The following is a 13,507-nucleotide window of genomic DNA, read 5'->3' as shown; positions in this document are numbered from 1 at the left end:
CCCTTCGACATCACGCGCCTGCGCCAGCGTAACAACGCCGACTTCCGCGCGCTGCTGGCCGTGCACGAAGCCGGCCACGGCCTGGTGCACGCGCTGCTCTTCGGCCGCGCGCCGCAGGAGATCAAGATCCACGTCGCCAGCTTCGAGGGCGGCTACAACGCCTACACCTCGCGCAAGGTCTGGTCGCGTCGCAACCTGCTGGACTCGATCTGCACCAGCCTCGCCGGCCGCGCCGCAGAAATGCTGGTCTTTGGGCTTGAGCTGAGCTCCAGCGGCGCCGAAGGCGACTTGCGCAAGGCCACCGAAAGCGCAGCCCGCATGCTGCGCCACTTCGGCCACGGCGGGCGCATCGGCCGCAGCGACGTGTCCATGAACAATGACGAGAACCTCTGCACCGACGTGGAAGCCAGCAACGCCCCGATCGAAGCGCTGCTGCAGGCCGAGCACGCCCGCGCCACGAAGCTGCTCGACACCCACCGCGGCGCGCTGCTGGCGCTGGTGGACGAGTTGATGGCGCAGGGCCAGGTCACGCCTGCGCGCTTTGCCGCTGTGGTGGGGCTGCCGCTGGGCAGGCCAGAAGACGCGCTGGACCCGTACGCGGAGCGGCTGGCAGAGTTTCGGGGGAAAGGGGCAGAGCGGCTCAGGGCATAGGGGAGGTGTGCGGCCACCCGGCGGCTCGTGATGCTGATTCCTTGGAGATTCGATTGGGCTGCATGAAATAGGTATCAGGCCGCTGCCAGCAGGGCACCTTGCTGGTGGAGATGCGCCTGGAAGCGGGAGGCGTAGTCCTCGGCAACTGCATTCCTCACGCTGGCTCGCTCTGCCAATGCCTCTCGCCAGGCCGAAACGCGCGGCAGGCCATCGAAGATTTGCCGCGTCGCTGGTGGGTCGATCAGCTCGAAGTAGCGAAAGAGTGGTGCATAGACTGCATCGACCATGCCGAACGCCGCGCCAGCGAAATACGGGCCTGCGGCGACTTCCGACTCCAACTTGGCCAGGCGCTCACGGAAGCTGGCGCGCTTCGCATCCGCAACCTGCGAGTCACGCGCATGAAGGAACTGCCAGCCTTCAGCGAAAGTCTGGGTGGCGAACTCGATCCAGGCGCGGTGTCGGGCGCGTGTCAGCGGGTCGTGGGGGTACATCGGCGAGCCGCCCTGCGTCTCGTCGAGGTACTCGCAGATCACCACGCTTTCAAAAAGCGCCGCGTCCTCGGCATGGGCCTGGGGAACCTTGAGCACGGGCACCTTGCCAGTGGGCGACAGCGCGAGGAACCAACCGGGCTTGGCCGACAGGTCGACGTTGACGCGTTCGAAGGCGACGCCCTTCTCCAGAAGGACGATCGCGGCGCGCTGCACGAACGGGCAGAGCGGGTGGCTGATCAGGGTGAGCATCTTGATGGGGCGTCTGTGTTGGCAGGGATCAGGAAGGCGCCTTCGACTCGTGCCAGTCGCAAGGCGCCTTCGGCGCGCGGAACCTTGTGCGCTCAGCGATTGAGCAGGCGACCGCCGTCGACCACGATTTCCGTGCCAATCGACCAGCGGGATTCATCGGAGGCCAGGTACAGCACGGCCTTGGCCACCTCTTCTGGCGTGCCGAAGCGGCCCAGCGGGATGGTGGCCGCGATGTCCTTGTTCAGTTTTTCGCGGTAGGCCTCGGGGATGCCCAGCTTGTCGTACAGCGGCGTGTCGACAGGCCCCGGACTGACCGCGTTGATGCGAACCCCGCGCCCGAGCAACTCGGTCGACAGCGTCTTCGACATGTTCAGGACCGCTGCCTTGGTGGCCGCGTAAACGGAGGAGCGGTCTGCGCCCACATGCGCGCTGACGGACGTGTTCAGGACGACCGATGCGGAGGGTGCGAACACCGGCAGCAGCGACTGGATCAGGAAGTACGGGCCCTTGACGTTGACATCGAATGAACGGTCGAACATCTCTTCCGTCCAGTCTTCGATCGGCAGCCAGACGGAGATGCCCGCGTTGAGGAAGGCCACGTCCAACTGGCCGTAGTGGTTCTTGACGGCTTGTGCCAGGTCCTTCTGCGCTGCCACGCTGGCCGAGTCGGCGCGCAGAACCAGCACCTTAGGTCCGAGTTCGGCCTGGGCCTTGGCGATGGAATCCGGGTTGACGCCGGTGACGATGACGCGGGCGCCTTCGGCCAGAAACTGCTTGGCAGTTTCCAGGCCAATGCCGCTGGTGCCGCCAGTGATGAGGGTGCGTTTGCCTTGCAAGCGTGACATGACTTTCTCCTGTAGATGGCCACCCACCGTGGCCGATAAGGAGAATGTGCATCCATGCCTCCATTTCTATAAGATGGCCAGATTGAATACCATCCATGCGTTTCAGGCATTAATTGGGGGGCACTTGGACCGATTCCTGCTGATGACCTGCTTCGCGCGTGCCGTGGAGACGGGGAGCTTCACGGCCGCAGCTCGTGACCTGGGCCTGGGGCAGCCGAACGTGAGCCGCTACGTCGCAGCGCTGGAGGAGCACCTCCAGACCCGGCTTCTGCACCGATCCACACGGAAGCTTGCCCTCACGCCTGAGGGGGAGCGCTACTACGCGGATGTCCGGCGGATTCTTGATGCTGTGGACGAGTCCGAGTCGTCTTTCAGGAGCAACGTCGATCCCTCAGGGCTCTTGCGGGTAGCCTGCCCCACCGCGCTGGCCCATGCTTTCGTGTTGCCGCACGTCCCGACTTTTCTTGAGCGCTATCCGAAGCTGACCCTGGACCTGCAAATCAGTGATCGATTTGTCAACCTCGTTGACGAAGGGACAGAACTGGCGATCCGCATCGGGCAACTGGAAGACAGCGCATTGCGGGCTCGACGCATAGGCGCTTACGAACGCGTGTTCGTGGCGAGTGAAGCCTACCTGGCGAAGCGCGGAGTGCCGCAAACGCCTAACGACCTCCGAGACCACGACTGCGTCATCTACACGCTGCTGTCGTCGGGTGCTACCTGGCGCTTTCGCGAGACCGATGTGCCCGTTTCCGGCAGGCTCAGAGTGAACTCACCTGAAGCGGTCAGCGCGGCGGTCATTGCAGGCTTGGGAATCGGCCACGGCCCGGCATGGCTCTTCGACGAAGGGTTGAGGAGTGGGCGCCTGAAGTTCATCTTGACGGGCTACTCCGCGCCGGCCGTTCCTGTCCAGATCGTCTACGTCGCCAATCGACTTTTGCCGACGCGAGCAACCGTGTTCATGGATTTCATTGCTGGCGTGTTCTCCCGGATTCCTGCCCTTGGCGGCACCGTCAAGCCAGTCATCGCCGGTCAGCAATGACTGCCACCCACGGATGGTTTTGCCTCAATCGCGCGGCCCCGCGCCGGTGCTGAGACCGTGCAGTGATGCGGCTGGTGCCCCAGCCGAACCCCTGACTCGGACCCAGCGCCGCTGGCGGCCCGTGACTTGCGGCCACGGCGGTCGCATGCCGACCACCGACAAGTGTGGCCTATGGACAGTTGGCTGGCCCCTCTCAACGACCGACTGGACATGATCGACTGCTTTTCGGCAGCGAGATCGGCGAGTCCAAGAACCGCTCAGGGTCGTCCAGTGACTGTCAGGCCCACGAACTCATCGCCTTCGAGCTGACGCTCGAACTGCGCGGCCGGGCAGCTGACTTTCGCGGCGGGCACTGGTCGGCCACAACACGACCATCACCAACGACCGCTGCAAAGCACCTCCCTGCTGTGCGGTTGCCTGAGCGGCAAGCCCTTTGCCTTCTGAGGATTTGGCCTGTCAGAGTGCGGCGGTCATCGCGCATCGTCAGAAACGCTTGGCCGCGACGACCCTGGTGCGTCGTCGGCCTGTCGCCACGCGCGCGGCGTGATGGCGAAGCGCCGATGGAAGCTCCGGCTGAAATGTGCGGCGTCGCTGAAGCCGAACGAGAAGGCGATGTCGGAGATGGTCCGGGCCGACCAGCGCGGATCGCGCAACGCCCGCTGGCACGCGGCCAGACGCATTTCCCAAATCCAGCGCTCCAGCGTCGTGCCCTCCGAGCGAAAGATCTTGTGCAGGTAGCTGACCGACAGACCCAGAAACAAGGCGATCCGGCCGACCGTGAGCTGCGGATCGCCCAGGTTCTCGGCGACATGGGACTTGACCCGCGCGATCTGTCTCGCCCCAGCCCCCGAGGTCACGTCGGGTTCGCCCTGCAGGCCGCGCAGGCCGCTTGTCAGCACGCTCATCACGCCGTCGGCGACGTCGAGCGATTGTGCCGAGGACAGCGGTGCGTTGGAGTCGCATGCGCAACGTACCATCTGGTTGAGCATGCGCGCGGGCAGGGCCTCGGCCGCTACCGCCAGCGCCGTCAGATCGGCGTCGCCGAGTCGGGACAACAGCGCGGCGCGCGGCACCCGCAGCACCGCCTGCTGATAGTCCTCTTCGAGGATCAGCTCGTAGGGTCGCGTGCTGTCGTAGATGGCGAACTGACCCGGTGCGAGGATCGCCTCGCGATTTCCCTGGACCACGCGGCATCCTCCCTCGAGTTGGATGCTGACGAGCACAAAGTCCTCGGCCGCCCGCGCAACCTGGTGCTGCGAACGCGTGACACGCTTACGGCTGTGACCGGCCGAGTCGATGCGGGTCAGCGAGAGTTGTGCGAGCTCGCGATTGCGCATCGTGGCAATGAATCCGTCCTCGTCAAGCACCTCGAACGCCGACTCGACGAAGCGGTCGAACGCGGCTTCAGTCCAGCGCGCCACGCGCTTGTTCGGCGGCACCAGCAAGGTCGAGAACTCCACTGCAACGTTCATGCGACGCACCCAGAAAGGTTGACTGTCAGGCAATCGACAAGGCCATTTTCAGGCAAGACACCTTCGGACCCAGCGGCTACGCTGACGTCGATTGTGGGCATGCGCCTGGCCCACGCCCACGGGAGCAACCATGAGTTCGGACGAATCGCTTCGCGACTGGCACCACCTTGCGCTGCGTCTCGAAGATGAGGTTGGCAAGGCCGTCATCGGCCAGGCGGACACGATCCGGCTCATCAACGTGGCGCTGTTCGCGCGCGGTCACGTGCTGCTGGAGGGCGACGTGGGCGTGGGCAAGACCACCGTGCTTCGCGCTTTCTCGCGTGCGGTCGGCGGCGCTTTCGAGCGGGTCGAGGGCACGATCGATCTGCTGCCCGGTGACCTGGTTTATCACACCTATGTCAGTGCCGAGGGCCAGCCGCGCATCGACCCCGGGCCGCTGCTGCGGCATGGCGAACAACTGACGACCTTCTTCTTCAACGAGATCAACCGTGCCCGGCCGCAAGTGCAGTCGCTGTTGCTGCGCGCGATGGCCGAACGCACGGTCTCGGCCTTCAATCGAGAGTTTTCGTTTCCGCACATGACCGTCTACGCCGACCGCAACAAGGTCGAGAAGGAAGAGACCTTCGAGCTGGCGTCGGCCGCGCGCGACCGCTTCATGTTCGAGCTCAACATGGCCAAGCCCAGCGACCCGGCGGTTCGCGAGGCGCTGGTCTTCGAGACCGCCTACCACGACGTGGACGCCTTGATCGAGCAGGTCACAGCGGGTCTGCTGCCGTGGGAGGAACTCAACGCGATCGCCGCCACGATCCAGCGCAGCGTGCAGGCCAGCCCGGCAATCCGGCGCTATGTGCTGGCGCTGTGGCAGGCGAGCGACACGCCCAAGGCCTTCGGCATATCGCTGCCGGGGGTGGACATGGACCGCCTGATCCTCGCCGGCGCGAGCGCGCGCGGCGTGAGCGCACTGCTGCGCGCCGCCCGCGTGGTTGCCTGGCTGGCCGGACGTACCCACCTGCTGCCTGACGACCTGCACGCCGTGGTTCCGGCGGCGCTCGGCCACCGCGTGTTCTTCACCCCGGTCTATGAGATGCGCCGCACTGAACTCGCCGAGGAACTGGTGCGCCAAATCCTCGACAAGGTGGCCGCGCCCTGAAATGAAACCGCCACGCTCGCTTCGCTCACTGCCCCCCGAGGGCGCGTCTCAGTACCTTCGGGCGGCCGGGCGGTACTGAGATGGAAGAATTCCACTACCGCTTGCGCTCGCGCACCGGCGGCTACCGGGCAGGTGCGCATGCAGGCTCCACCCTCGGCGCCGGCCAGGAGTTTGCTACCCACGCCCGCCTGTTCGACCACCCCGATCCGCGCCGCCTGGACCTGCGCGCGAGCGTGCGCGACGTGCGTCACCAGTGGCTGGTGCGCAATCACAAGCAGCGCGTTGCCGTGCCGGTTTACGCGGTGGTCGATGTCTCGGCGTCGATGCAGTTCGGCGGCGGGCGTGCCAAGCTGCAGGTCGCTGCGGACTTCGTGGAGGCGCTGGGCCACAGTGCGTTCCGCGTTGGCGACGCGGTGGGGCTGCTCGCCTTCGACCGCGAACTGCGCGACGATCTGTTCCTGCCGGCGCGTCACGGCCGCGGCATGGCGGGCCTGATGTCGGGACTGCTGCGCGATTGCCGCGCCAGCGACACCGGCACGAGCGTCGATGCCGCGCTCAATCACGCGGTGGGTCGGCTCGCCGGCAAGCGGGCCTTGGTCTTCCTGGTGTCGGATTTCCACTGGCCGCTGGCCGTGCTGGGAGAGGTGCTCGACACCTTGAGCGGAGCGCGCGTCGTGCCCCTCGTCGTGTGGAACCGCGCCGAGACCGAGCCGCCGCCCAGTGGCGCGCTGCTCACGGTGCGCGACGCGGAGTCCGGCTCGCAGCGAACGCTGTGGATGCGCGATGCCCTTCGGGAGCAATGGCGCACCGCGGTGGCGAATCGCCGCGCCGAGATCGACACCCGGTTTCGCGCGCGCGAGATCCAGCCCTTTTGGGTGCACGGCGCGTTCGAGTCCGAGGCGCTGTCGCGCTACTTCCTCGAGAACGTGGCGTGAGTCGTTCGTTCCTGGTCTTCGTCGCCGGCGCGCTGGCCGCCGGCGTCGCCATCGTTGCCGGCGCGGCCCCGGCCACCGTGCAGCAGCCGCGCGCCTTCGGCAACACGATAGGCGACGTGCTCACGCAGCGCCTGTTGCTCGGTGACGACGAACTTGCGGCGGCAGCGCCCAGCGGCCGCGTCGGTGCGTGGTTCGACCGCCGAATGCCGCGCCTTGAGACCGATGCCTCCGGCCAGCGCTGGTTGGCGATCGACTACCAGGTGGTCAATGCGCCGCGAGCGCTCACCAACGCGAATCTGCCGGCGCTGACGCTCAAGGGCCGGTCGGGCAACGTTTGGCAGATCGCCGAGTGGCCCATCACCATGGGTCCCCTGACGCCAGACAACGTGGCTGCGCAGGGCGATCTGCTGGCCATGCGTCCTGACCACGAAGTTGCCGCTCTGCCCACGGCGCTGATCCGCCGGCGCTTCGATCGTCTGGCCGCCGGCTTGGCACTGACGCTCGCGGCTTGGCTCGCCTGGTGGCTGTGGCGCAACCGGCGCGAGGCGATCCGGCTGCCCTTCGCGCGTGCCTGGGCCGAAGTGCAGCGCTTCGACAGGGCAGCAGTTCAGGCCGAGCCCGCCGCGTGGCTCAGCATTCACCGGGCGCTCGACGCCACGGCGGGCCACGTGGTCACGGCCAGCACCCTGGGTGGGCTGCTGACCAGTGCGCCACATCTGCGCGCACTGCAGCCGCAACTGGAGGCGTTCTATCAACGCTCCAGCGAACGGTTCTTCGCGACCGAGCCCATCCACGCCTCCTACCCCTTGCGCGACCTCTGCCTCGCGTTGCGCGACGCAGAAAAGCGTCACCACGGCGGGTCATGATGGCGCTCGACTTCCTGCATCCCTTGATGCTGCTTCTTCTGCCGCTGGCTGCCTTGCCCATGCTGCGGCGGCGCAGCGACGCGCTCGCGTTCTCCAACCTCGCCTGGCTGCCGGTGGACCGCGTCGGCCGCGCTCTGTCTCCGGTATGGCGTGCCCTCGGCGTGCTGGCGCTGGCGAGCCTCGTTGTCGGGCTCGCCGGTCCGGGCCAATCGGGCGCGCAGATACAGCGCACCGGCCGCGGCGCCGAGGTGCTGATTCTGCTGGACCGCAGCAGCAGCATGGACAGCGTCATCAGGCCCTGGAATTCTTCCGGGGGCGGCTTGGAAGTCGGCGACTCCAAGGGCAAGATCGTCCGCGAACTACTCGCCCAGTTTGTCACCAAGCGGCAGGACGACCGCTTCGCCTTGATCACCTTCAGCACCCGGCCCATGACCACGGTGCCGTTCACCGAACGGCGCGATGTCGTGCTTGCCGGCCTGTCCGCTGCCGGCATCGGCCGTGGCCTGCCCGACACCGACATGGGCAGCGCCCTGTTGATGGCGATCCGCCAGTTCGAAGGTCGCCCCTACTCGGGCAGCCGCGTCGTTCTCATCGCCTCAGACGGCGGCGCGCAACTCGACGCGCCCACACGCCAGAAGATCGAGGCCGGGCTGGCGCGCCAGCGCATCGGCGTGTACTGGATCTACATCCGCACCAGCCACAACTCGGCCGACCTGAAGGGTCTCACGGCAGACGCCGACGAGAGTGTCGAAGAAATCTCGCTGCACCGCTTCTTCAGCAAGCTTGCCACGCCCTACCACCTCTACCAGACAGACGATGCGGGCGCCATGGCAGCAGCGGTCGCCGAGATCGATCGCCAACAGAACCAGCCGCTTTCGTTCCTCGAACGCGTACCACGTCGCGATCACAGCGGTGCTCTGTTCACCATCGCGCTCGCGTGTTGCGTCGCGCTGCTGGCCTGGCGATCGATCGAAGTGAGGGGATGGTCATGAAGCGGCGAACAGCACATGCCCTGTTTGGTGTTGTCGCCTTCGTGTTCACGGGCATGTTGTTGCAACAGGCGCTCAAGCTTCAGCATGCGAAGGCGGTCAACCAGGCGATGGCACTGGCCTCGACCCAGGGCCTGCAGGCAGCGAGCCACGCAGCCAGCTCCAGCGACATATCCGACCCACATGCCCTGCCCGAAGCCCGCCTGACCCGGGCCCATGTGCTCTCGCTTTCGGGCCAGCACGACGCCGCGATCAAGCTCTACAGCCGACTGCTCCAGGACGATTCGCCCTCGGGCCTGCGCCTGGTGGCGCTCTATAACCTGGCCAACGTCTACCTGCGCCAGGGCATGGCTGGCGCACCTGGCGACTCGGTCGCGGCGCTTGAGCTCGCCAAGCAGCGCTATCGCGAACTGCTGCGCACCGCGCCGCAAGAGTGGGACGCCCGCTACAACCTCGAACGCGCGCTGCGCCTCGCGCCCGAAAACGAAGCGGCGTTCGCCGACGAGAACGTTCCAGTCGAGCAGCGCCGCGTGCGCATGCGCGGCATGAAGGCCGGCGACTTGCCATGAACGCGCCGGTCCATCCCCCGGTTGCGATGCCTCCTCCTGCCGGCATCGAACGGCCTGCCTCCAACGCCCCGACGCGTTTCGTGTTGAACTGGTTGCGCGCTGCATTCGACCGCGCCACCTGGCCCGTCTCGTCGGCGTTGCTGCTGCTCATGTTGGCCGTGGGCACACCGCACTTGTTGTTGTCGCGTGACACCTACCGCTACATGGTGACGTTCGACGTCACACAAAGCATGGATGTCGAGGACTTGCAGCTGAACGGCCTGCCGGTGAGCCGGCTGGCGCTTGCCCGCGCCGCTGCGCATGAGGCGCTGCTCGCCCTGCCATGCGGTTCCGAAATCGGCTGGAGTCTGTTTGCCGACTACCGCGTGCTGGTGCTGCTGCTGCCGGTGGAGGTCTGCGGCCACTATGAAGAGCTGCTCGCTTCGTTGGATCAAATCGATGGCCGCATGCGCTGGGCCAATGCGAGCAACATCGGCAAGGGAGTCACCTGGGCCTTGCGCACCGCCAAGCAAATGGAGCCGCACACCCACGTGATCTTCCTGACCGACGGACAAGAGGCGCCGCCCCTGCGCGAACCCGGCCTGCCGGTGATGGCTGACATCACGCCCGGCGAAATCGGCGGCTGGCTGATCGGAGTGGGCGGAGAAGTGGCAGTGCGGATTCCGAAGACGGATTCAAATGGCAACCCGGCCGGTTTCTGGACGGCCGATGAAGTCGTGCAGCGGCCAGGGGTGGGGCAGGGCATCGAGCATTTGTCGCGCCGCGAGGACGACTACCTGCAGTCGCTCGCCGTCGGAATGGGCTTGGGCTATGCGCCCCTCACCGATCCAGGCGTGCTGAAGCGCGCGATGCTCGACAGTCAGCTCGCCTGGCGGCAACCGGTCGAGACCGATCTTCGCTGGTTGCCGGCGGGGCTGGCTCTGTTGCTCCTGGTGTGGCGATTTCGGCCGGAGCGGCGCAGGCCGGTGAACGGGCTGCACCGTACTTGACGGCGGTATGTACAGCGGCACCGGGTTGAGGGTTGAAGGGCTTGCCAGTGCTGGATTCCGGCCCAACCCCCTGGTGCGACAGCGCCACGCGTCAGGTGAATTCGGCAGCTGCAGCCCCCGCATTTGCCCATTCCAAGATTGCTTTGCGGTGGTCAGACCCGGTTGTTTTGCGCCAGCAGGGGGCCAGGGGCTGGCGGATGGTCTTGCGCACGAGGTCCGGGCCGATCGGTCGTTCCCGTGGCGTCATGTGCCGGGCGAAGACCATCCGGTGTTGGGTCTTCGGTCGCTCGTCGCGAGGGTATGCGGCGATGGCTCGCCCCGTGGCTTCCGGCAAGGGCATCACGTCTTCACGCCGGCCCTTGGTCCGGCGCAAGGTGATCGTGCCGGCTTCCCAGTCGATATCGTCCAGACCCAGGCGTGCGACCTCGCCGCTGCGCAGGCCCAGATCGAGCATGCGGCGCACCATGGTGTCAGCACGCAGCATCGACGGGCCGCCCTGGCCGAGGGCGGCCTCGAGTTGTTCGACCTCTGCCAGTTCCTGCGGCTTGGGGCAACGATGCCAGCTGCCAGCTGCCAGTTCGCCGGGTACGCCAGCGCGCCAACCAGCGCATGGATACGGTCACCCAGCGTCGCACGCCAGCGGAAGTAGCCGCGCAGGGCCGAGACCACGGCGCCCAGGCTCGTTGGCGCCTTGTAGTTCTTGGCCTGGGCGGCGAAGAAGCGGCGCACGCGTTCCGGCGTGATTACATCGAACTGGATGGTGTCGTCACCGAAGTGTTTGCGCAGCAAGGCCTCGACGAGGCGCAGAGCGCCCTCGCGTGTCTTCGGGGCAAGGCCTCGCACCAGCTCCATGTGGTCGTAGCGACGCAGTTCCTGCGCCAGCTCGGTCATGTCCAGCGGCCTAGGCGCGATGGCGTTGTCGGCGCGCAGGACGACAAGAAGGTGGCCCAGCCGAGAGGTACTGCCGGTACCCCGGGATGTGGCGGTCCAGCTGATTGCAGCTGCGGGAACGGCCCGAGGAATGGGAGCGAGAACAAGGCTTGGTGCACATGGCGGTCTCCAGGTTGTGGAGCCGCCAGTGCACCTGCGGGCAAGGACCATGTGTAGATGCTCACGACATCGAGGGCTTGCAGGGCGCGTCCTGCCTCAGTAACGCCCGCTCTGCGACAGGCAACTACGCATAGGTGAGGCCCATGCATAGGGGTCGCAAGGCGCCAGTCGGCGAGCTCTTCCATGGCGGCCGGGTCGTTGGGTCCCAGGCCCGTCCGCATCCAACTGCGGGACGTGCTGGCCAGGGTGCGCGACTGGCGCTGGATCCGTGTGCAGACGGTTTGGCGGCAGCCAAGCCCATCAATCCGCCGGGTGATGGGAGAAGTGGTCCTTGCTCATGAGAACATCGACGCGGTGCACCGTGGCCGCATCGGCCAGGATGGTGTTCATGCGCGCGAGGTCGCGGAAGATGTCGCCACCACCGCCCTCGACATGCGCCTGGCGCCCTGCCAGATCGGGGAAGGCCTCGAAGATGGCAAAACTCGTCTGTGAAAACCGCAAGGCAAACCACGGTCCCGTGGCGGGCTCATCTTCGACGCATGCCCGGATGTCTCCAAGCATTTGCGCCACCGCCTCTTCTTGTCCAGGCCGGGCCTCGATCCGAATGAAGAATGCCTTGCGGCCTTCAACGCCTTGTTCGCCCAGCACCTGCACGCCGCAGTGAGCGGCGAGCGGCTTCCCTGAACTGGAGGGGATCTCGTGAGGCAACTGGGGCATGTGCGGGTCTCCTGGGTCGATGCGCCCACTCTAGGGTCGAGGCGGCCTTGGCTCGTGCCCGAACGTCGACATTGCTTGCCTGATTGTCCAGGCCGGTTTTACTTGGACAGCCGTCATGGACAGAATGCGCCATGTCCGAGGAGCTGAAGCAGGCGATCCTGCGCTACACGGGAAAGCACAAGCAGGCTGAAGGGGTCACCGTCAGGCCTGTCCAAGGCCTGTCCTTGGTCCAGCGTGCGGCACCCAGCGAGTTGGAGCACACGGTGGTCAGTCCCTTGGTGTGCCTGGTATTGCAGGGCCGCAAGCGCGTCGCCATGGACAGTGGCGTGTCGTCCTATGCCGCCGGCGACACGATGATCGTCACGGGCAACCGGCCGACGGCGAGTCGGATCAGCCAGGCCAGCATCGCCAAGCCCTACCTGGCGCTGGCACTGGACCTGGATCCGGCCGTGATCACGGAACTGATCGTGAATGCGCCCGAGGCCTGTCCACCGCAAGTCGCGCCCGACACACGCGAGGACCTGCGCGACGCTCTGCGTCGGCTGGTGCTGCTGCTGGATCGCCCGGAATCACTCGCGGTGCTCAAGGATGGCTTGATCCGAGAGATTCACCATTGGCTGCTGCTGGGCCGCCAAGGCCCGGCCATCCGCTGCCTGGGCCTGCCCGACAGCCATGTGCGACGCATTGCGCGAGCTGTGGCCATCCTGCGTGCGGACCATGCCCAGCCCGTGCAGATTGAGCGGCTGGCGGCGGCGGCCGGCATGAGCCGTTCGGCGTTCCACCAGCACTTTCGTGCCATCACATCGCTCTCTCCGCTGCAGTTCCAGAAGCACCTCAGGTTGATCGAGGCACGCCGCTTGATCTTGTCCAAGGGCAAGAACATGAGCCAGGTCGCTTTCGAGGTGGGGTACGAAAGCGCTTCGCAGTTCAGCCGCGAATACACCAGGATGTATGGGCAGCCGCCGATCAGGGACAAGCAGGCGGCGTCAGGCCTGTTGGCAGCGGTCGGCGCGGGCGGGTAGCCTGCTGCCGCTCGTGCATCCGTTTTGCCCAGGGCGGCCCGCAGCGCTCAAGCCCCGTCCGGCAACTCCGCGCTCTCGCGCAGTTCCTCCGGCGTGGCGATGCCGAAGCCGAAGAATTCCAGGTAGGCGGGGATCATTTCGAAGAGCATGTCGGTGCCGACCTGGATGGGGCAGCCACGGGCTTGGGCGGCGGCCAGCAGGGGAGTGATGCGCTGGCGCATGACGACTTCGCCGACGAAGGTGGTGGGCGCGATGCGGTCCACGTCGAAGGGCAGGGGGTCGCCTTCGCGGGAGCCCAGCGGCGTGGCGTTGACGATCAGGTCCATGCCGGCAGGGTCGTTGCGGCCGAGGCCGACTTTCAGTTGCGGGTAGTGCTGGGCGAGGCGGCCGGCCAGCGCATCGGAGGCGGCTGCGTTCGAGTCGAAGAGCTGCATCTCGGCCACGCCGGCCGCGGCGAGCGATGCAGCGAT

The 13,507-nt window shown here is 66.5% G+C and carries 14 protein-coding genes and 2 pseudogenes; 9 read left to right on the top strand and 7 right to left on the bottom strand.

The genetic code is table 11. The features are described 5' to 3' along the window. Positions 1–651: M41 family metallopeptidase (locus FKP22_RS07835; RefSeq protein ID WP_510606712.1), on the top strand; the 651-nt coding region annotated here is incomplete at its 5' end. 74 nt (positions 652–725) lie between these two features. On the opposite strand, the gene FKP22_RS07830 is transcribed toward FKP22_RS07835, so the two are convergent. After that, positions 726–1,391, bottom strand: coding sequence for a glutathione S-transferase family protein (locus tag FKP22_RS07830; protein WP_141286784.1), 666 nt, complete (start codon positions 1,389–1,391; stop codon positions 726–728). 92 nt (positions 1,392–1,483) lie between these two features. Beyond that, a complete protein-coding gene (locus FKP22_RS07825) occupies positions 1,484–2,236 on the bottom strand; it encodes an SDR family oxidoreductase (protein WP_141286783.1) in 753 nt (250 codons plus the stop codon). A 142-nt stretch (positions 2,237–2,378) separates the two neighbouring features. Here FKP22_RS07825 and FKP22_RS07820 point away from each other — a divergent pair, with 142 nt between their 5' ends. Then, positions 2,379–3,278, top strand: a complete 900-nt coding sequence (locus FKP22_RS07820) for a LysR family transcriptional regulator (protein ID WP_141286786.1) — start codon at positions 2,379–2,381, stop codon at positions 3,276–3,278. 470 nt (positions 3,279–3,748) lie between these two features. Here the strand turns inward: FKP22_RS07820 and FKP22_RS07815 are convergent, their stop codons facing one another. After that, on the bottom strand, positions 3,749–4,750 hold the full coding sequence (locus tag FKP22_RS07815) for an AraC-like ligand-binding domain-containing protein (RefSeq protein ID WP_141286782.1): 1,002 nt from the start codon (positions 4,748–4,750) through the stop codon (positions 3,749–3,751). A 130-nt stretch (positions 4,751–4,880) separates the two neighbouring features. Here FKP22_RS07815 and FKP22_RS07810 point away from each other — a divergent pair, with 130 nt between their 5' ends. The 6 genes from FKP22_RS07810 to FKP22_RS07785 all read left to right on the top strand — a co-directional run bounded on the left by FKP22_RS07810 (position 4,881) and on the right by FKP22_RS07785 (position 10,248). Then, positions 4,881–5,900: an AAA family ATPase gene (locus FKP22_RS07810; RefSeq protein ID WP_141286781.1), complete on the top strand. Its 1,020-nt coding sequence runs from the start codon at positions 4,881–4,883 to the stop codon at positions 5,898–5,900. 80 nt (positions 5,901–5,980) lie between these two features. After that, the gene (locus FKP22_RS07805; RefSeq protein ID WP_141286780.1) at positions 5,981–6,835 is read left to right on the top strand and encodes a DUF58 domain-containing protein; all 855 of its coding nucleotides are present in this window, start codon (positions 5,981–5,983) and stop codon (positions 6,833–6,835) included. A gap of 77 nt (positions 6,836–6,912) precedes the next feature. Next, complete coding sequence (locus tag FKP22_RS07800; protein WP_141286779.1) at positions 6,913–7,701, top strand: hypothetical protein; 789 nt, start codon at positions 6,913–6,915, stop codon at positions 7,699–7,701. Further along, complete coding sequence (locus tag FKP22_RS07795; protein ID WP_310733312.1) at positions 7,698–8,693, top strand: vWA domain-containing protein; 996 nt, start codon at positions 7,698–7,700, stop codon at positions 8,691–8,693. Before FKP22_RS07800 ends, FKP22_RS07795 begins: the two co-directional genes overlap by 4 nt. A gap of 53 nt (positions 8,694–8,746) precedes the next feature. Then, positions 8,747–9,259: a tetratricopeptide repeat protein gene (locus FKP22_RS07790; protein WP_233446822.1), complete on the top strand. Its 513-nt coding sequence runs from the start codon at positions 8,747–8,749 to the stop codon at positions 9,257–9,259. After that, positions 9,256–10,248, top strand: a complete 993-nt coding sequence (locus FKP22_RS07785; RefSeq protein WP_231011003.1) for an MxaL protein — start codon at positions 9,256–9,258, stop codon at positions 10,246–10,248. The genes FKP22_RS07790 and FKP22_RS07785 overlap by 4 nt, the downstream gene beginning before the upstream one ends. Positions 10,249–10,339: 91 nt before the next feature. Here FKP22_RS07785 and FKP22_RS33765 read toward each other — a convergent pair whose 3' ends face one another. The 3 genes and pseudogenes from FKP22_RS33765 to FKP22_RS07775 form a co-directional block, all read right to left on the bottom strand. After that, positions 10,340–10,783 (bottom strand): tyrosine-type recombinase/integrase, encoded by a 444-nt coding sequence (locus tag FKP22_RS33765; RefSeq protein WP_259372431.1) that lies wholly within the window; start codon positions 10,781–10,783, stop codon positions 10,340–10,342. A 161-nt stretch (positions 10,784–10,944) separates the two neighbouring features. Next, positions 10,945–11,100, bottom strand: a pseudogene (locus tag FKP22_RS34500) (integrase); the annotation flags it as partial. 498 nt (positions 11,101–11,598) lie between these two features. Next, positions 11,599–12,015 (bottom strand): putative quinol monooxygenase, encoded by a 417-nt coding sequence (locus tag FKP22_RS07775; protein WP_141286776.1) that lies wholly within the window; start codon positions 12,013–12,015, stop codon positions 11,599–11,601. A 131-nt stretch (positions 12,016–12,146) separates the two neighbouring features. Here FKP22_RS07775 and FKP22_RS07770 point away from each other — a divergent pair, with 131 nt between their 5' ends. Next, on the top strand, positions 12,147–13,037 hold the full coding sequence (locus FKP22_RS07770) for an AraC family transcriptional regulator (protein ID WP_141286775.1): 891 nt from the start codon (positions 12,147–12,149) through the stop codon (positions 13,035–13,037). Positions 13,038–13,084: 47 nt separating this feature from the next. Here FKP22_RS07770 and FKP22_RS07765 read toward each other — a convergent pair. Further along, a pseudogene (locus FKP22_RS07765) lies at positions 13,085–13,507 on the bottom strand (shikimate dehydrogenase); the annotation flags it as partial.

Source organism: Ideonella azotifigens, assembly GCF_006519715.1.
Classification (GTDB): Bacteria; Pseudomonadota; Gammaproteobacteria; order Burkholderiales; family Burkholderiaceae_C; genus Ideonella; species Ideonella azotifigens.
The sequence above is the reverse complement of the archived record's forward strand: the minus strand, read 5'-3'. Positions and strand labels throughout refer to the sequence as shown.